This is a genomic window from Microbacterium sp. (genome assembly GCF_052099035.1).
Lineage (GTDB): Bacteria > Actinomycetota > Actinomycetes > Actinomycetales > Microbacteriaceae > Microbacterium.
Genome location: NZ_JBQDSX010000056.1, coordinates 1 through 18,491, shown reverse-complemented (window position 1 = coordinate 18,491; position 18,491 = coordinate 1). Strand labels below are relative to the sequence as shown.

At 64.6% G+C, this 18,491-nt stretch carries 17 protein-coding genes; 13 read left to right on the top strand and 4 right to left on the bottom strand.

Annotation, left to right across the window (positions count from 1 at the left end):
* Nucleotides 1–98: 98 nt before the first annotated feature.
* Nucleotides 99–722 (bottom strand): LysE/ArgO family amino acid transporter, encoded by a 624-nt coding sequence (locus tag ACTIAO_RS13965; RefSeq protein WP_441906832.1) that lies wholly within the window; start codon nt 720–722, stop codon nt 99–101.
* A 69-nt stretch (nt 723–791) separates the two neighbouring features.
* Here ACTIAO_RS13965 and ACTIAO_RS13960 point away from each other — a divergent pair, with 69 nt between their 5' ends.
* Nucleotides 792–1,679 carry a LysR family transcriptional regulator ArgP gene (locus ACTIAO_RS13960; RefSeq protein ID WP_441906831.1) on the top strand — a complete coding sequence of 296 codons (888 nt, stop codon included), beginning with the start codon at nt 792–794 and terminating at the stop codon, nt 1,677–1,679.
* A 4-nt stretch (nt 1,680–1,683) separates the two neighbouring features.
* Here the strand turns inward: ACTIAO_RS13960 and ACTIAO_RS13955 are convergent, their stop codons facing one another.
* Both ACTIAO_RS13955 and ACTIAO_RS13950 read right to left on the bottom strand, forming a co-directional pair.
* Nucleotides 1,684–2,364, bottom strand: coding sequence for a YqaJ viral recombinase family protein (locus ACTIAO_RS13955; RefSeq protein WP_441906829.1), 681 nt, complete (start codon nt 2,362–2,364; stop codon nt 1,684–1,686).
* 49 nt (nt 2,365–2,413) lie between these two features.
* A complete protein-coding gene (locus tag ACTIAO_RS13950; RefSeq protein ID WP_441906828.1) occupies nt 2,414–3,778 on the bottom strand; it encodes a glucose-6-phosphate dehydrogenase in 1,365 nt (454 codons plus the stop codon).
* A 56-nt stretch (nt 3,779–3,834) separates the two neighbouring features.
* Between ACTIAO_RS13950 and ACTIAO_RS13945 the strand changes: the two genes are divergently transcribed.
* From ACTIAO_RS13945 to rplL, 3 genes are all read left to right on the top strand, one after another.
* Entirely contained in the window at nt 3,835–5,625 is a 1,791-nt protein-coding gene (locus ACTIAO_RS13945) for a glycoside hydrolase family 15 protein (protein WP_441906826.1), read from the top strand.
* Nucleotides 5,626–5,869: 244 nt separating this feature from the next.
* Entirely contained in the window at nt 5,870–6,358 is a 489-nt protein-coding gene (gene rplJ / locus ACTIAO_RS13940) for a 50S ribosomal protein L10 (RefSeq protein ID WP_441906825.1), read from the top strand.
* 49 nt (nt 6,359–6,407) lie between these two features.
* Nucleotides 6,408–6,788, top strand: coding sequence for a 50S ribosomal protein L7/L12 (rplL, locus tag ACTIAO_RS13935; protein ID WP_441906824.1), 381 nt, complete (start codon nt 6,408–6,410; stop codon nt 6,786–6,788).
* 53 nt (nt 6,789–6,841) lie between these two features.
* Here rplL and ACTIAO_RS13930 read toward each other — a convergent pair whose 3' ends face one another.
* On the bottom strand, nt 6,842–7,846 hold the full coding sequence (locus ACTIAO_RS13930; protein WP_441906823.1) for a LacI family DNA-binding transcriptional regulator: 1,005 nt from the start codon (nt 7,844–7,846) through the stop codon (nt 6,842–6,844).
* Between the two features lie 272 nt (nt 7,847–8,118).
* Here ACTIAO_RS13930 and ACTIAO_RS13925 point away from each other — a divergent pair, with 272 nt between their 5' ends.
* From ACTIAO_RS13925 to ACTIAO_RS13885, 9 genes are all read left to right on the top strand, one after another.
* Nucleotides 8,119–9,441, top strand: a complete 1,323-nt coding sequence (locus tag ACTIAO_RS13925) for an ABC transporter substrate-binding protein (RefSeq protein WP_441906821.1) — start codon at nt 8,119–8,121, stop codon at nt 9,439–9,441.
* Between the two features lie 94 nt (nt 9,442–9,535).
* Nucleotides 9,536–10,675 carry a carbohydrate ABC transporter permease gene (locus ACTIAO_RS13920; protein WP_441906820.1) on the top strand — a complete coding sequence of 380 codons (1,140 nt, stop codon included), beginning with the start codon at nt 9,536–9,538 and terminating at the stop codon, nt 10,673–10,675.
* Entirely contained in the window at nt 10,672–11,649 is a 978-nt protein-coding gene (locus ACTIAO_RS13915) for a carbohydrate ABC transporter permease (protein WP_441906819.1), read from the top strand. Before ACTIAO_RS13920 ends, ACTIAO_RS13915 begins: the two co-directional genes overlap by 4 nt.
* Before the next feature lie 30 nt (nt 11,650–11,679).
* Nucleotides 11,680–13,074, top strand: coding sequence for a cystathionine beta-synthase (locus ACTIAO_RS13910; RefSeq protein WP_441906818.1), 1,395 nt, complete (start codon nt 11,680–11,682; stop codon nt 13,072–13,074).
* Nucleotides 13,075–13,127: 53 nt separating this feature from the next.
* The gene (locus ACTIAO_RS13905) at nt 13,128–14,282 is read left to right on the top strand and encodes a cystathionine gamma-synthase (RefSeq protein WP_441906817.1); all 1,155 of its coding nucleotides are present in this window, start codon (nt 13,128–13,130) and stop codon (nt 14,280–14,282) included.
* A gap of 35 nt (nt 14,283–14,317) precedes the next feature.
* Nucleotides 14,318–14,962 carry a phosphatase PAP2 family protein gene (locus ACTIAO_RS13900; RefSeq protein WP_441906816.1) on the top strand — a complete coding sequence of 215 codons (645 nt, stop codon included), beginning with the start codon at nt 14,318–14,320 and terminating at the stop codon, nt 14,960–14,962.
* Between the two features lie 62 nt (nt 14,963–15,024).
* Nucleotides 15,025–16,284 carry a hypothetical protein gene (locus ACTIAO_RS13895; protein WP_441906815.1) on the top strand — a complete coding sequence of 420 codons (1,260 nt, stop codon included), beginning with the start codon at nt 15,025–15,027 and terminating at the stop codon, nt 16,282–16,284.
* Between the two features lie 28 nt (nt 16,285–16,312).
* Nucleotides 16,313–17,608, top strand: coding sequence for a ClC family H(+)/Cl(-) exchange transporter (locus ACTIAO_RS13890; protein ID WP_441906814.1), 1,296 nt, complete (start codon nt 16,313–16,315; stop codon nt 17,606–17,608).
* 59 nt (nt 17,609–17,667) lie between these two features.
* Nucleotides 17,668–18,336 (top strand): DUF3800 domain-containing protein, encoded by a 669-nt coding sequence (locus ACTIAO_RS13885; RefSeq protein WP_441906813.1) that lies wholly within the window; start codon nt 17,668–17,670, stop codon nt 18,334–18,336.
* Nucleotides 18,337–18,491: the final 155 nt, after the last annotated feature.

The following is an 18,491-nucleotide window of genomic DNA, read 5'->3' as shown; positions in this document are numbered from 1 at the left end:
ATGGTACTGCAGGGGGGACCCTGTGGGAGAGTAGGACACCGCCGAACTCCTTTTAAACAAAAGAGCCACCCATAGTTGGGTGGCTCTTTTGCGTTAACTCAGCCGATCGCCTGGACGATCAGCATGACGGCCAGGGCGATCATCATCACGGCGATCATGCCGTCGAGGATCCGCCACGCCCGCGGTGTATTCAGCCACCTGCTCAGGCGACGCGCTCCATAGCCCAGAGCTGAGAACCAGATGATGCTCGCGAGCACCGCGCCGGATGCGAACACCCAGCGATCTTCTCCGTGAGCTGCGGCGATCGATCCCAGCATGAGTACCGTGTCGAGGTACACATGCGGATTGAGCCACGTCAGGGCGAGAACGGTCATCACAATAGGTGCGAGGCGTGTCCCGTTCCGAGACACGCGATCACTATCTGTGTCGAGTGACTCGCCCGTCCCGCGCAGCGCTCTGCGGGCAGCCAACAGCCCGTATCCCAGGAGGAACGCGGCACCGAGCCATCGAACGATCACGATGACCCAGGGGAGCTGCTCGATCACGTAGCCGAGACCCGCAACTCCGGCGACGATGAGGATGGCATCAGATGCCGCGCACACCACGACGACAGCCAGCACGTGCTCCCGCCGAACGCCCTGGCGCAGCACGTAGGCATTCTGTGCGCCGATGGCGATGATGAGCGAGAGGCCGAGGCCGAGGCCGGAGAAGAACGTGATCACCCTTCGACCGTAAGTCGCGCCTCGCATTAGCGCCAGCGCAGATAACTTACTCTCCATTAGCATCGCTTCATGGCATCCATTTCTCCAGAACTGGCCGCGACAGTGGCAGCGATCGTCGACGGCGGGAGCCTTGAGGCGGCGGCGCGCGCACTCAGCATCACGCCATCGGCGGTGAGTCAGCGGCTGAGGACGTTGGAACAGCAGCTCGGCCGGGTTCTGATCGTGCGAGGCCGACCGGCGACGGCGACGACCTCCGGCGAGGCGATCGTCCGGATGGCACGCCAGGTTTCACTCCTTGAGCATGAAGCGCTCGCGGAACTCGGCGTAGCCGGTGCGAGCGGGAGGGTGAGTGTGCCGCTCGCGGTGAATGCCGATTCCATGGCGACCTGGTTCCTCGCACCGCTTGCACGACTCAGCGCGTCGCACGACATCGACTTCGATCTGCATCGCGACGATCAGGACTTCACGGCGCGACTGCTCGAATCCGGGGAGGTGATGGCGGCTGTCACTTCGGAGGCGACGCCGGTGACCGGATGCACCGCCACAGCCCTCGGCGTTCTGCAGTACGAAGCGGTGGCCACGCAGGACTTCATGCTGCGCTGGTTTCCGGACGGCGTCACACCCGATGCCCTCCACCGAGCTCCCTTCGTCGAGTTCGACCGTCGGGACGGGCTGCAGCGCCAGTGGCTGGCAGACCGCGGCATCGACGCTCAGGGCCTACCGCGTCACTACGTGCCGGCCTCGCATGACTTCGCATCTGCGGTAACGCTTGGCCTGGGGTGGGGGCTGCTTCCCGGCGTCCAACTGACTGCCGCTCTGGCATCCGGTTCGGTCGTGCGGTTGGGTGGAGCGCCGATCACCGTGCCCCTGTACTGGCAGCAGTGGAATCTGCGATCCGAGCTGCTCGATGCGATCGCCCGCGAGGTCGCAGCGGAAGCGCGCAGGGTGCTGAGTTGAGGAACTAGTCGGCAAGCGCGAGAGCGCGGAACGCATCGCGCTCGCGGAGCGCTTCGCGTCGGCTGGATGCCGCAGCGACCGCCGCGCTCGGCGGGCGCTGTCCGGTCGTACGGTGATAGAGCTCGTCGATCAGCCTCGTTGCAAGCCCCACGAGCTGTCCGATCTCGCGCTCGTCACGATCGATCCATACGCATCGCGGCTCATCATCGATGGGGCGGAAGTCGACGTGCTCCTCCCATACGAAGAGCGTCCGCTCCGCGCCGAGCACGTGCTGTTGCCACCAGACCTGCCGCAGATAGGTGCGGGGGATCGTGCGCCAGTTCTTGTTCGTCGTCTTGATCTCCGCGAGCAGAATCCGGCCATCGGTGTCTTGCACGACGCCATCAGGGGTGGCCAGATGCCGCTGCTCGGCCTCGGCGCGGAAGAGTGCAGAGGAAGGCCGGATGCCGTGTGTCGCAGCGACCCACGCCGCGATCTCCGGCTCGCGCCGTCGACCGTGATCCGTATAGGCGTTGCCGGCGAAGCGTGCTCCGCCACCGAGCTTGGCGTCAGCCGCTCTGGCGATCGACTTCTCGCTCGAGAGTCCGGCGACGTCCGTCGCCGTGATGCCTCGTGCGCGTGCCCGGAGCCAGGCGACCCGATCGCGGGAGTCCGCGACGATTCGAGCCTGAAGTTCTGGGGTCACCACACGAGGCTACCCTGCGCCACAGGCCCTGATTGTCCTGCCGCGCCGCTCAGCGCTGGAACGGCCAGCGCTCGGGCCCGTGTGAACCGGCCGCATATTCGTCGAGCGGCACCTCGTCGTTCGACCAGGCGTCCAGCACCGGTTGAACGATCCGCCAGCACTGCTCCGCGGCATCCCCGCGGACCGACAGCATCGGATCCGCATCGAGAATTCCGGAGAGCACCTCGGCATAGGCGAGCAGCTGACCGGCACCGAGATCGGCGGACAGCGTCGCCCGTTCAAGCACGAACGGGTCATCGGCACCATTGAGGTTGAGCTCGAGCGACATCTGGTCCGGCGCCAGGGAGAAGCGCAGCACAGCGCCAGCGGCCGACCCGCGTAGCCCGACCGGGATGTGCCGCACCCCTTTGAAGCGCACGACGATCTCACGCGCGGGGTCACTCAGAGCCTTGCCGGACCGCAGGATGAACGGCACCCCCGCCCAGCGCGCGTTGCGCACCTCAAATGTGGCTTCGGCGAGCGTCTCCGTGCCGCGCTTCGGATCGACCCCTGGCTCATCGGTATAGGACGGCTTCTCGACGCCATCGACACTTCCCGCCGTGTATCGGGCGCGCTGTGACGAGAGTGTGGCGTCGCCGTCCTTGATACGGGTGGCGCGCAGGACAGCGGATGTCGCCTCCCGGAAGTCCAGCTCATCGAGCGTCGCTGGCTGCTCCATCGCAACAACGGCGAGAACCTGCAGAAGGTGGCTCTGGATCATGTCGACGAGCGCGCCGGCATGATCGTAATAGCCCGCCCTGCCCTCGAGCCCGAGCCTCTCGTCGTAGACGATGGTCACGGATTCGATGCTCTCAGCCGACCACAGCGGCTCGAGCACCCGGTTGGCGAAGCGCGCGCCCAGCAGGTTCAGCGTGGTCGACTTGCCCAGGAAATGATCCACACGGAACACCTGCTCCTCTGGGACGAGCTCGGCGAGGCGCGCGTTGAGCGTACGTGCGCTGTCCTCATTCGTTCCGAACGGCTTCTCGAGCGCGAGCATCGCACCATCGGGAAGCATGTCGGCGGTGAGGGCTTCACAGGCTGCGGCCGCGACATTCGGAGGTACGGCGAAGTAGAGTGCGACCTGGCCGTCCAGGCCACTCAGCAGCTTCTTCAGATCTGCGGTCTGGGTGATGTCCGCTTTGCGGTAGGTGGCCTCGACGCGTTCGATGCAGGCCGCAGCATCCGATGATTCGAACGACGTGCGCACCACCTTGTCCAGGTCTTTGTCCGACCAGTCCTGCATCCCCGCGCCGATGAGGCGGACATGTCGATCCGGTTCGGTAACGAGGAGCTGACCGAGCGCCGGAAGCAGAAGGCGCGAAGCCAGGTCGCCGGTGACTCCGAAGATGACGAGTGTGGTCGCAGCATTCATGGGCCCACCGTAACGCGACCCGTGCGCCCCGACCAGAGGCATGCAAGAATCGGGCAATGCCCGCTCCGATCGAGGACTACGCCCTTCTCAGCGACTGCCGAACGGCTGCGCTGGTTTCTCGCGAGGGCAGCATCGACTGGTTGTGTCTGCCGCGCTTCGATTCCGCATCGATCTTCGGTGCGATCCTGGGCGATCCGACGCATGGATGCTGGATCCTCCGCCCCCGCGACCGGTCGGCGACCGCGCAGCGGCACTATCTGCCGGATACGTTCATCCTCGTCACCCGGTGGGAGTGCGCGGACGGCGTCGCCGAGGTGCACGAGTTCCTGCCGATGACGGACGACCGCACCGATGTCGTCCGCCGTGTCATCGGCATCACGGGGAATGTCGCCTTCACCACTGAGCTGCGCATGCACTTCGACTACGCGCGCGCTCTGCCCTGGGTGCGGCAGGTCGGTACACCGGAAGAGCCGGCGGTGAGCGCGATAGCGGGGCCGGACGCAGTCATCATCCGCGGCATCGCGCTGACGGCATCCGATCACAGGCACACGGCCGACTTCACTGTCTCGGCGGATGAGACCCGAGACCTCGTTCTCACCTGGCATCCATCGCATGAGTCCGACCCTGTTCCGCTGGACGTCGAGGCTGCGATCGCACGAACGCGTTCGTGGTGGCAGGGATGGGCGAGTCCCATCGCTCACGAAGGACCGCACCGCGACACCGTGGTGCGCTCGCTGCTCGTGCTGCGCGCGCTGACGAACCGCGACACCGGTGGCATCGTGGCGGCTCCGACGACTTCATTGCCGGAGCAGTTCGGAGGATCCCGTAACTGGGATTACCGCTTTGTGTGGCTGCGCGATGCCGCGCTCACGCTGGAAGCTCTGATCACGCACGGCTTCCTCGAGCAGGTGCACCACTGGCGGAGGTGGCTGCTGCGTGCGGTGGCCGGTGAGCCCGCCGAGGTGCAGATCATGTACGGGATCGCGGGCGAGCGTGATCTCACCGAGCGCGAGTTGACGAGTCTGCCCGGCTACGACGGCGCCGCGCCCGTGCGGGTGGGAAACGGTGCGGTCGAGCAGTACCAGGGTGACGTGCTCGGCGAGGTTCTGGTCGCGTTGGAGGCGGCGCGGATCGCAGGACTCGATGAGACCGAGTTCTCCTGGCCGCTGCAGAGAGCGCTCCTTGAGCGTGTGATCGCCGGTATGGAACGTCAAGACAATGGGATCTGGGAGATCCGAGGTCCGCTGCGCTGGTTCACTCACTCTCGCGTGATGATGTGGGCTGCGCTGGACCGTGGGGTGCGCGCGGTGCGCGAACACGGGCTCGCTGGGAACGCGGACCGCTGGGAGCAGATGCGCGAACGGTTGCGCGCCGAGATCGACGAGCGCGGCGTGCATGCAGACGGCTATTTCGTGCAGCACTATGACACGGATGAGGTGGATGCCTCGCTGCTCACCCTCCCGCAGGTCGGATACTGCGCGGCAGATGACCCGCGGATGCTGCGCACTGTCCAGCAGATGGAGCACACGCTCATGCGCGATGGCCTGCTCATGCGGTACCGCACCTCTTCCGGCGTCGATGGGCTCGATGGGGGCGAACATCCGTTCCTGGCCTGCAGTTTCTGGCTCGTCGAGCAGTATGCGGCCAGCGGCCGCATCGATGACGCCACCGCCCTGATGGGCCGGCTCGTCGCACTCGTGAACGACGTCGGTCTGCTGTCCGAGGAATACGACGTCGACAAGGGGCGGCAGGTCGGCAACATGCCGCAGGCTTTCTCTCACCTCACACTCGTACGGGCGGCAGACGCACTCGGTGGGCACTCGGGCCGCGCGGCCGACCGGCACTGATTTTGAGGACGACTCGCGGTGGGTTACAGTTGAACTAACCGAAGACCGCTGGTCATCGCCGTGCGCGCAAGCGCAAGACGAATGAAGCACTGCATTGCAGGGGCCCGCGCAGGGACATGATCGTTTCTCCAGGAAACTGGATTCCACGCTCCGTCGCTTGCGCCGGGGCGTTTTTGTTTGCATGCGAGCGGTCCAGGTGGTGCCTCACGCACGTGAGGCATCCCGTACACACCAAGGAGTGACCATGGCGCAGAAGGATGCATCGGTTGCCGAGCTCACGAAGTCATTCGAGAACTCGAACGCCGTCCTGCTGACCGAGTACCGCGGTCTGACGGTTGCCCAGCTCAAGGAGCTGCGCAACAGCATCCGTCAGGACGCTGAGTACGCCGTGGTGAAGAACACGCTGACCAAGATCGCTGCCAACAAGGCTGGGATCTCCGCGCTGGACGACGACCTCAAGGGTCCGTCGGCTGTCGCGTTCGTACATGGTGACTTCGTCGCCACTGCGAAGGCTCTTCGTGATTTCGCCAAGGCCAACCCGCTTCTCGTGATCAAGGGCGGCGTTTTTGAGGGCAATGCTCTCAGCGCCGACGAGGTCAACAAGTACGCCGCGCTCGAGAGCCGTGAGGTTCTGCTGGCGAAGGCTGCGGGCATGATGAAGGCGACGATGGGCAAGGCTGCCGCGACCATCGACGCGCTTCGCGAAAAGCTGGAGACCGCACAGGCCGCGTAAGCGACCGGCGATCTCGTTCCACAAACCCCATCAAACTAGGAGATACATCATGGCGAAGCTCACCACCGAGCAGCTGCTCGAGCAGTTTGCAGACCTGACCCTTGTCGAGCTCAGCGAGTTCGTGAAGGCGTTCGAGGAGAAGTTCGACGTCACCGCTGCTGCCCCCGTCGCCGTTGCCGGCGCTGGTGGCGCTGGCGCTGCTGAAGAGGTTGAGGAGAAGGACTCCTTCGACGTCATCCTCGAGGCTGCTGGCGACAAGAAGATCCAGGTCATCAAGGCTGTCCGCGAGCTCACCTCGCTCGGCCTCGGCGAGGCCAAGGCTGTCGTCGACGGCGCTCCGAAGGCTGTCCTTGAGGGCGCCAACAAGGAGACCGCCGAGAAGGCCAAGGAGACCCTCGAGGCCGCTGGCGCCTCGGTTACGCTCAAGTAATCGCGTCTCGCTCTAACGAATGCCCCGGGTCACGACCCGGGGCATTCGTGCGTTCACCGCAGCGGTGCAGATGAGTTGCGTACCACGAGAGCGGATGCTGCGATCACGTGCTGGTGAGGTGCATCAGGGTCATCCAGGCGGCGCAGCAGCAGCTGCACAGCCGTGCTTCCCTGCTCGCGCGGCTGCTGTCGGATCGTCGTCAGCGCGAACATCTCGGCGTGCTGGTGATCATCGATTCCGACGACGCTCAGCTCGGTCGGCACCGCGATGCCGACCCGTCGTGCGGCGATGATCGCGCCGATCGCCACTTCATCGCACACGCCCACCACGGCTGTCGGCCGGGTGCGTCGATTGCCGAGCAGTTCCACAGCCGCCTCGTAGCCGCTGGGCATCGTTCCCGAGGCGGGAATCACCAGCGAGCGGGCGGTGAGGCCCGCAGCATCCATCGCTGATCGATAGCCGTCCCGTCTGCGGGCATCACCGAAGGTGAGCGCGTCGGTCCGGTCGCCACCGCCGAGGAAGGCGATCTCGGAGTGACCGAGATCGATGAGGTGCTCAGTCGCGATCCGCGCTGCGGCGGCGTCATCGATCGCCACCGCGCTGATGTCTGCACTGTGCGGGCCCACGCTGACGATGGGGCGATCCAGGCGGAGGAGCTGGCGCATATCGTGCGAGTCCGGCTGGATGCCGACGGCGACGAGTCCGTCGAACCTGCGCCGGGGGAGAAGGTCGTCGATGACGTGAGCGCGTGCGGATGAGTCTTCGGGAACACCGAACAGTGTCAGGTCGTAGTCGCGCTCGAGCAGTGACTCCTGGATGCCGGCGAGCAGCTCGGAGAAGAACCATCGACCGACGGTCGGCACGATCACGGCGATCGTCTGCGTGCGCCCGGTCGCGAGGCTCGTGGCAGAGGAATGCGCGACGTACGACAGGGTGCGCGCCGCGGCTTCGACACGTTCACGCGTCTGAGTCGACACGTAGCCGCGACCGCTGAGAGCCCGGCTGGCGGTCGCTTTGGAAACGCCAGCACGCGCGGCGACATCCGCGATCGTGCTCATGCATGCTCCCCGATGACTGCGCGATGCCTCATCGCACCCGCGTCCACAGCGTAGCCGGGGGACCCACAAAAGGGAACCGGTCCCAGACTTTTCAGCTGGTACCGCTCCCATGATTTTCCTTGCGGAGACGATCAAAGGTTGTCAGCTTGTGATCTCCCGGCATTGTGCGGGGTCGTTCGCGGCCAGTATGTTGGGGCTGGAAGCGGTTCCCGATCCGGTTGCTCTGTGCGCTGGATCGCACAGGGGACGTGAACTCGAAGAGGAGAAATCACATGGCACTGTCACAGCGTTATCGGCGTCTTGCGCCGCTCGCCATCCTCGGCGTAGCGGGCATCGCGCTTGCGGGGTGCGGAGCACCCGGTGCACCAGAAGGCGGCGGCAGCGATGGCGGCGACGGCGACGGCGGTACGGTCACCATCTACGGCACGATCGTCGACAGCGAAGCCGAACTCCTGCAGGAGTCCTGGGCTGACTGGTCCGCCGAGAACAACATCGAGATCAAGTACGAGGGCAGCCAGGACTTCGAGACGCAGCTCGGAACGCGCGCACAGGGTGGCAACCCGCCCGACATCGCGATCTTCCCGCAGCCGGGTCTGTTCGCAGACTTCGCGTCGCGCGACTTCCTCAAGCCCGCTCCCGAAGAGGTCGAGAAGAACGCCAACGAGTACTGGACCGAAGACTGGGTGAACTACGGCACCTACGACGGAACCTTCTACGGTGCTCCGCTGATGGCCAACGTCAAGGGCTGGATCTGGTACTCCCCGGCGAAGTTCGCCGAGTGGGGCGTAGAGGTTCCGAAGACCCTCGATGACCTTCAGACCCTCACCGACACGATCCAGGCCTCGACCGGTGCACCGGCATGGTGTGCGGGCTTCGAGTCCGGCACCGCAACCGGATGGCCGGGAACGGACTGGATTGAGGACTACGTGCTGCGTCAGTCCGGACCTGAGGTCTACGACCAGTGGGTGACCAACGAGGTCACGTTCACGGACCCGCAGATCAAGGAAGCGTTCGATGCGGTCGGCAAGATTCTTCTGACCCCGGCCAACGTCAACGCCGGCTTCGGCGATGTCAAGTCGATCAACTCCACCGCGTTCGGTGATGTAGCTCCGGCTCTCGCATCCGGCGAGTGCGCGCTGACCCACCAGGCGTCGTTCCTGTCGGGCTTCTTCCCGGAGGACACCACCATCGCTGAGGACGGCGACGTGTGGGCGTTCATGCTTCCGGGCGAGACCGCAGATGCCAGCGCCGTCACCGGTGCCGGTGAGATCGTCGGCGCGTTCAGCGACTCCGAGGCGACGCAGAAGGTGCTCGCGTACCTCTCCAGCCCCGAGTGGGCGAACAGCCGCGTGAGCCTCGGCGGTGTCACCTCGGCCAACAACGGCCTCGACCCGGCCAACGCACAGGACCCGATCCTTCAGGAGACCATCAAGATCCTGCAGGACCCGGACACCACGTTCCGCTTCGATGCCAGTGACCTGATGCCGGGTGCTGTCGGTGCAGGCACGTTCTGGAAGGGCATGGTCGCCTGGGTCAATGGCAGCCCCACAGACGAGGTGCTCCAGCAGATCGAATCGGGCTGGCCGGCAGGCTGATCCGTTTCCAGGTGGGCCGCCCGAGCGGGCGGCCCACCTGCTCTGGTCCGCGCGATGACGCATCGACCATCGAAGATCTTGCAAAGGGGACTCCGTGACCGCGACTGACTTCTTCCTATGGATTGGAACGCTGCCAGCGGTGCTGCAGGCTGTGGTTGTCGTCATAGCCTTCGCCGTGGTGGTGGTCGTCATCCTGTTCCTCGTGGACGTCGCACCACGCAGCGGCAAGTGGTACACCGTCGCACGCCTGGCGATGTGTCTGCTCATCCCGGTCGCGGTGATGTGGTTCTTCCGCTCCTACTACTGGGCGATCGGCGTGGCCGTCGTCGTCGGTGCGATCTTCTTCCTCCTTGACTACCGCTCGCGGGCGGGCAAGGGATATCTCCTGCAGCTCGTCGCGTTCCTCGCGCCGGCATTCTTGCTGCTGCTGATCGGGCTCATCCTTCCGTCGATACAGACATTCGTCGCCTCATTCCTGAACTCGTCGGGCAAGAGCTTCGTCGGCCTCGCCAACTACACCTGGATATTCGGGCAACCCGATGGTGTCCGCGTCGTGGTGAACACGATCGTGTGGGTGCTCGTCGTGCCGACCGTGTCGACCATCGTCGGCCTCGCATACGCGGTGTTCATCGACCGCACACGCGGTGAGAAGATCTACAAAGTCCTGGTCTTCATGCCGATGGCCATTTCGTTCGTGGGCGCCGGCATCATCTGGCGGTTCATGTACGAGTACCGCGGGTCGCAGTACAACCAGATCGGTCTGCTCAATCAGATCCTCGTCTGGCTCGGCGGCGAACCGCAGCAGTTCCTGCTCAATCCACCGTGGAACACGCTGTTCCTGATCATCGTGCTGATCTGGGTGCAGACCGGATTCGCGATGGTGATCCTTTCGGCATCCATCAAGGGCGTGCCGATGGAGCTCCTCGAAGCAGCCGAACTCGACGGCGCCAACGCCTGGCAACGCTTTAAATCGGTCACCGTTCCCGCGATCCGTCCGGCACTCATCGTCGTACTGACGACGATCTCGATCGCCTCGCTGAAGGTCTTCGACATCGTCCGGACGATGACGGCAGGAAACTACGAGACCAGCGTGCTCGCGAACGAGATGTACACCCAGTTCTCGAAGTTCGAGGCGGGACGAAGCGCCGCGCTCGCCGTCATCCTGTTCATCCTGGTGCTGCCGATCGTCGTCTACAACGCGCGCCAGATCCAGAAGCAGCGGGAGATCCGATGAGCGACACACTGAGCAGCCCCGACCTCGAGACGATCGCGATCGACGGTGCCGGCAAGGGCACCAAGCGCGGACGCCTGGATGCCTCGGCAGGACGCGCTCGCAAGAAGCTGTCGCGCCCGTGGGCGTCGGTCGCCTCCATCATCATCGCGGTGCTGTGGACGGTCCCGACACTGGGGCTTTTCATCTCCTCGTTCCGTCCGCGTGATCAGATCCTCACGAGCGGCTGGTGGGAGTTCTTCCTGAACCCGCAGGTGACGGGGGAGAACTACGTCGACGTGCTGGCATCCGGCACCACGCAGCTGACGATGCTCGAGTCGTTCGTGAACTCGATCGCCATCACCATCCCGGCCACGATCGTCCCGCTGATGATCGCATCGATGGCTGCGTACGCGTTCGCATGGATCGATTTCAAGGGACGCAACTTCCTCTTCATCTTCATCTTCGCGCTCCAGATCGTGCCGATTCAGATGGCACTGGTGCCGCTGCTGTCGACGTTCTCGCGCGGTCTGAGCATTTTCGGTCTGCAGGTGACGCTGCCGCTGGGAGCATCCGGCGGCTATGCGCAGGTGTGGTTCGCCCACTCGATGTTCGCGCTGCCGCTGGCGATCTATCTGCTGCACAACTTCATGTCGGAGATCCCGAACGAAATCGTCGAGGCCGCCCGGGTGGACGGCGCATCCCGCGGACAGATCTTCTTCCGCATCGTGCTGCCGTTGACGATGCCGGCGATCGCGTCGGTCGCGATCTTCCAGTTCCTGTGGGTGTGGAACGACCTGCTGGTCGCGCTGGTGTTCGCGGATGGTGGTGCAGCTCCGATCACGAAGCTGCTGGCAGAAATCACGGGAACACGAGGCAACGACTGGCATCTGCTCACCGCGGGAGCGTTCGTGTCGATCATCGTGCCGTTGATCGTGTTCTTCGCGCTGCAGCGGTACTTCGTGCGTGGTCTGCTGGCGGGGTCCACGAAGGGGTAACACGACGCACGGCGCCTCTACGCTGGACTCATGGACTACGCCGAGCACATCGTCGACCTTGTCGGCAATACCCCTCTCGTGAAGCTGCAGCATGTCACGGCGGGCATCGAGTGCACGGTGCTGGTCAAGCTCGAGTACTTCAACCCGGGCGGGTCTGCGAAAGACCGGATCGCCGGGCGCATCATCGATGCGGCCGAAGCATCGGGTGAGCTGAAGCCCGGCGGCACGATCGTCGAACCCACCAGCGGCAACACCGGTGTCGGTCTGGCATTGGTCGCCCAGCAGCGCGGATACTCGTGCATCTTCGTCGTGCCGGACAAGGTCGGCGAAGAGAAGATCGACGTGCTGCGTGCGTACGGCGCAGAGATCGTGATGACTCCCACGTCGGTGCCGGCCGACAGCCCCGAGTCGTACTACAGCGTCAGTGACCGGCTGGTGCGGGAGATCCCGGGGGCGTTCAAGCCCAACCAGTACGACAATCCGAACGGTCCGCGCAGTCACTACGAGACCACCGGCCCGGAGATCTGGCGGGATACCGACGGCCGGGTCACGCACTTCGTCGCAGGTATCGGCACTGGAGGCACGATCAGCGGTACCGGTCGCTATCTGCGTGAAGTATCGGAGGATCGGGTGCGCATCGTCGGGGTCGATCCCGAAGGAAGCGTGTACTCCGGCGGGACGGGCCGGCCCTACCTCGTCGAAGGGGTCGGCGAAGACATCTGGCCGGGAACATATGACCCGGCCATCCCGCACGAGATCGTCGCCGTCGATGACGCCGAGTCGTTCACGATGACGCGGCGCCTGGCGCGCGAGGAGGGGATCCTCGTCGGAGGATCCAGCGGCATGGCTGTCGTCGGTGCGCTGCGCGTCGCGAAGACCCTTCCTGCCGATGCCGTCATGGTGGTGCTCCTGCCAGACGGCGGTCGCGGCTACCTCGCGAAGATCTTCAACGATTCCTGGATGCGCTCGTACGGGTTCAGCGAGATCGAGGCGGGGGAGACCGTCGCAGACGTCGTGGCGGCGAGTCTCGCGCTGCGACAGGCCCAGGGGTCAGCGGACAACAGCATCCCCGACCTCGTGCATGCGCACCCGAGCGATACGGTGCTCGACGTCATCGGCATGATGACCGAGTTCGCGGTCTCGCAGCTGGTCGTGCTCAGCGCCGAGCCCCCGGTGATGATGGGCGAGGTCCTCGGGTCGATCGATGAGAAGGGTCTTCTGGACCGACTCTTCCGTGGGGAGGCGAAGCCGACCGACGCCGTGGGCGCTCATATCGACGGGATGCTGCCGCTCATCGGCATCCACGACTCTGTGGAGCAGGCGCGCACGGCGCTCGCCGCCGCCGATGCGCTGCTGGTGACGGAGGGAGGACGGCCGCACGCCGTCCTCACGCGGCAGGATCTGCTCGCCTATCTCTCGCGCTGACGCAGAGCGTCACACACGCGCACCGGATGTGCGCCCGGCATAGTCTGGAAGACATGTCCGATCACGCCTTCGCCACCCGTGCCATCCACGCCGGTCAGGAGCCCGATCCGCTCACCGGCGCGATCATCCCACCGATCTATCAGGCATCCACGCACGTGCAGGACGGCATCGGCGGCTTCCGCGCGGGGTACGAGTACAACCGCGCCGCGAACCCGACGCGCAACTCGCTCCAGACGCAGCTCGCAGCGCTCGAAGGAGGCGTCGAAGCGCTCTCGTTCGCGTCCGGCCTTGCCGCAGAAGATGCGCTGCTGCGTGGCATTCTGAAGCCAGGGGACCACGTACTGCTCGGCAACGATGTGTACGGGGGCACCTACCGGCTGCTGACCAAGGTTCACACGGCGTGGGGCGTCGAGACGACCACGGTGGAGCTGGGCGATGCGGATACGGTGCGCGCAGCGATCCGGCCCGAGACGAAGATCATCTGGATCGAGACGCCGAGCAACCCGCTGCTGAAGATCATCGACATCGCGAAGATCGTCGAGATCGCGCATGCGGCCGGGGTTCTGGTCGTCGTCGACAATACGTTCGCCTCCCCGGCACTGCAGAACCCGATCGCGCTCGGAGCCGACTTCGTCGTGCACTCGACCACGAAGTACCTCGGCGGGCACTCCGATGTGCTCGGCGGAGCGGTGATCTTCGCAGACGATCGATTCTTCGAGCCGGTGAAATTCCAGCAGTTCGCCGTCGGCGCGGTCTCCGCGCCGCTTGATGGATGGCTCACCACCCGCGGCATCAAGACCCTCGCGGTGCGGATGCGTCAGCACTCGGAAAACGCGCAGGCGATCGCGGAATGGGCAGCCGGCCGCCCGGAGTTCGAAACCGTCTACTACCCGGGCCTCGCTTCGCATCCAGGCCACGAGATCGCCGCGTCGCAGATGAGCGGATTCGGCGGGATGCTGTCGTTCGGCCTCGCGGCAGGACCGGAGGCAGCACGTGCCTTCGCTGAGTCGACTGAGCTCTTCCAGTTGGCCGAGTCTCTCGGTGGAGTGGAATCGCTGATCGGCTACCCGCCGGACATGACGCATGCATCGGTGCGGGGTACTGAGCTTGCTGTTCCCGAGAACGTCGTGCGGCTGTCGGTGGGAATCGAAGACAGCGCAGATCTGCTCGCTGACCTCGCGCAGGGGCTGAAAAGCATCGCGCGCTGACACCGGGGCCACCCTTCAGCGGGCACAATGAGGAGATGACTCGAAGCGCGCTGGTGTGGTGGGGCGTCGCGGCCCTCGTCGTCGCGGCAGTGCTGGGGGCGGTGACCTCCGACGCTTTCGGGATCGACGGCACAGCGGTCGATGTCTGGTGGAACGGCCTGATGGGGCAGGTGCGTGATCCGTTCGTCGTCGATGTCGCGTACGTACTCAATGCGGTAGGGGGCGGATGGATCGCCACCTTCGCGATACCGATCCTGATCGCCGTGGCGCTCGTGATCGCGCGACGGTGGCGTGCTGCACTGTTTGCTCTCCTCGCGTTTCTCGTGAGTGCCGGGCTCGTGCAGGTGCTCAAGCATCTGTTCGGCAGAGTGCGTCCCGAGGAGATGCTCGTGATCTCCGACTACGGTTCATTCCCCTCTGGGCATACGGCAAACGCCGCTACGATCGCCGCTGTCGCCGTGCTGCTGTTCCCCCGGGTGTGGATGGTGATCCTGGGTGTGCTGTGGGTGCTGGCCATGGCTTTTTCGCGGACGCTGCTCTCGGTGCATTGGATGACGGACACCATCGGCGGTGCACTGGTCGGCATCGCCGCATCGCTCCTACTGGGTGCTCTGCTGCTGCCGTGGGCGCAGTCGCACGGGACTATTAGCCGAGCACGTCGCGGGGAGGATACGACGTGAGTGCCGCTGACTATTCCAAAGTCCGTTTCATCGGCTAGGCGATCCCGACGGCGCCCGCCGACATGGTGGCTGTGGGCGACCCGAACGGATCGGGTGCGGTCGCGGGAACATATCGCGCGTCGGACGATTTCGGCGCCGATATCGAGGCCCGTGCGCAGACGCTGAAGCGTGCTGTGGATACGGCGAAGGCGGCTCTGGACGATGTCGGGGATCCCGATGTGCTCAACGTCTTCCTCGCTCCGGAATTCTTCTGGCACGGCACGGTGGGGCCGTACATTCACAAGCCGAGCGATCAGGATCCGGCTGATGTGATCCTGCGCAGATTGGCCGAGCTCTTTCCTGCTGACGAGTACCCGCACTTCAATCTGGTCCTCGGCACGGTCATCACCGCTGAAGTCGCCGATATCGATGCGGTGTTCTCGTCGTCGGCCTCGACGGTGCGCAACGATGTCGTCCGTCAGCTGGGCGAGAGCTGGCGAAGCTCTGCCGGGCCGATGAAAGATGTCATCTTCGACATGCTCGTGAATTTCATCAAGGTCGCCCATTCCTATCCGCTCGTCGAGGTGCGCAACCGAGCGCTGGTGATCAGTGCGACGCCGGTCGAAGGAGTGCTCTCAGAACTGGGCGTCACCGCTTACACCACGGAGAAGTACTTCGACTCGAATGAGGATTTCCTGCTGTGGGACGTCACAGGAAGACCTGCGGTGACTGAACCGATGACCGCATACCCCGTGCTTGATATCAGTGGCGGTGATTTCAAGACAGAAGCATTTGATCCGTACGCGATCGTGGGGGTTCCGACCGCATCCGATGCTCTTCATATCGGCGTGGAAATCTGCCTGGATCACGCCGACCATCGACTGCGCAGGAGCGTCGCCCTCAGCCCCTGGCCACGCCGTTCCGATGGGGTCGACCTCCATCTGATTCCATCATGCGGAATGCAGCTACACCCACCGGCAGTAGCGGCGCGCGCCGGAGGCTGGGCGTTCAACTGCGACGGCCAGTATCCGCTGGGGCCGGGAACGGCTGGAACGCCGCAACGCGGCGTTGTGGGAGGAGTGAACAGCGTCTATGCCGACTACACGAACCCGGCATCGCCTGCGTATGGCGCGCACACACAGCTGGCGCGCGTGCGTACGGCAGCTGAACAGGCAGATCAGTTCGCATCAGGCGCGCACGACGCGACGTTCGATGACCCGCCCGAGGTGAGCATCGATGTCCTGCCGGTAGACGGAAGCTCCACGCATGGCGCGTTCTTCGCTGGCGGGCCCGGGGCCGTCCACATCTATGGCAAGAGCGATCCGCTGGCGCTGAGAGCATGAACAGGGCCCGTCGAACATGACCGCCTCAGTGCGAAAGTCCCCAGCCCGGTCGGTGCTCGTGCTCGCTGTGCTCGCCATCGCGGCAGGGATTGCGGTCGGCTTCATCGGAGGAACATTCCGCTGGCTGCTCGTACAGGCCGAGACGCTGCGTGACGGCGTGGCATCCTGGGCCCACGACGTACCATTCGGCTGGGCGATCACCATCGCGTTCGTCGCAGTCGGTGCGCTGGTGGGAGCGATCCTCGTCCGCATGTCGCCGCGGTCCGCCGGCAGCGGGATCCAAGACGTCGAGGCGGTGTTTCATCATGAGATGCCGCTGCCGCCGCTCTCTGTCGTTCCTGGCCGGTTCATCGGAGGTCTCGCTTCGATCGGCTCCGGTATGGTTCTCGGCCGCGAAGGCCCCACCGTTCACCTGGCAGCCGCTCTCGGCGTCGGTGCAGGACGGGCCGCACGGCTCGATGATGATGACCTCACGGTCATGCAGACCGCGATGTCGGGTGCCGGCCTCGCTGTCGCCTTCAACGCGCCCGTTGGTGGCGCGGTGTTCGTGCTCGAAGAGGTCGCGAGGTCCGCGAACTATCGGTTGATCGTTCCGACCGTCCTCGGAGTCGCGAGCGCGATCGTGTGCTCCAGGGCCGTGATCGGTGATCAACCAGATTTTGCGGTGCAGGACATTGCCGGTCCGCCGCTGTTCACGCTTCCGCTGTTCCTGGTGTTCGGTGTGGTCATCGGCCTTGCCGGGGCGCTCTACAACAGCCTCATCGTCGCTCTTTTCCGGGCGAGCCGCCGCCTCACACGGGTTCCGGTGCTGGTGCGGGCGACGGTCATCGGCGCGCTGATCGGGCTCGCGCTCTACCTCGATCCGCTGGCGGTGGGGGGTGGCGATGCGCTGACGCAGATGCTGCTGGCAGGCCATGCTTTCGCGCTTCCCGTGCTACTCATGTACATCGTCATGCGCTTCGTCGCCGGGCCGCTGTCGTATGCGGCAGCGACACCCGGTGGTCTCTTCGCCCCGCTTCTCGCACTGGGCGCACTTTTCGGCACCGCGTTCGGACATCTGGCGCAGTTGTTCGTGCCCGGCCTCGGCACGCAGTTCGTCGTCGCGATGGCGATCGTGGGGATGTCGACGATGTTCGCATCCGCCGTGCGGGCACCGTTGACCGGAATCGCGTTGATCATCGAGATGACTGCCATCACGACGGTCACCGTGCCGATGCTGCTCGCCGGGGGCGCAGCTGTCGTGACCGCGATGCTCGTGAAGTCCCCGCCCATCTACGACAGCCTGCGCGCGATCATGCTGGGCAGAGAATCGGCGAAAGAATGAAGGGCCCCGCTGACGCGAGGCCCTTCATTTCGGCGTTGAATCACACCTAGCCTGGGATCATGCCCGACTTCAGCGATTACGTGGTCTACGTCGATGAGAGCGGCGACCACAGCCTTGCGAACATCAATTCGCAGTATCCGGTCTTCGTGCTGTCTTTCTGCATCTTTCCGGTCAAGGATTATATTTCGACGGTGGTCCCGCAACTCCAGGCGATGAAGTTCGAATTCTTTGGGCATGACATGGTGATCCTTCATGAGCGCGAGATACGCAAGTCAGCTCCGCCTTACGACATTCTCTTGAACGAGGCAGTGAGGGAGCGCTTCATGGACCGGTTGAACGGAGTCATCGCGTCATCTCGTTTCGAGATCGTCGCCTGTGTCATCGACAAAGAGCGCTTCCGGGAACGTCGCGGAGGCAATGCAAATCCGTACCATGTCGCGCTCGAGTTCGGCCTCGAACGTGTCTTCCTCCAACTCCAACAACACTGCCAGGCACGTCGGCCCGCACGTGTCGTATTCGAGAGCCGGGGCGCCAAGGAAGATCGTGCGCTTGAGCTTGAATTTCGCAGGATCATGGACAGCACTCGGATGCGAGGGATGCCGGAGACTCTTGCCTTTCACTGTGCACCGAAGAGCGCGAACAGCTCGGGTCTGCAGATCGCGGATATGACGGCCAGACCCATTGGTCTCCATGCCATGGAGGGATACGGGCTCAAGACCTATCCCTAGAAAGCGAAAGGCCCCCGAGATTCCCGGAGGCCATACGCCGATCGAGCATTCCCGATCCACTTGTTGCAACACTACGCGACGTCCGTATGTTCCGCCAGGCCGCGACGTGCCTCAGCTTCTTTGAGCGTGTGGGATGTGCTGGTGCCTCACGTACT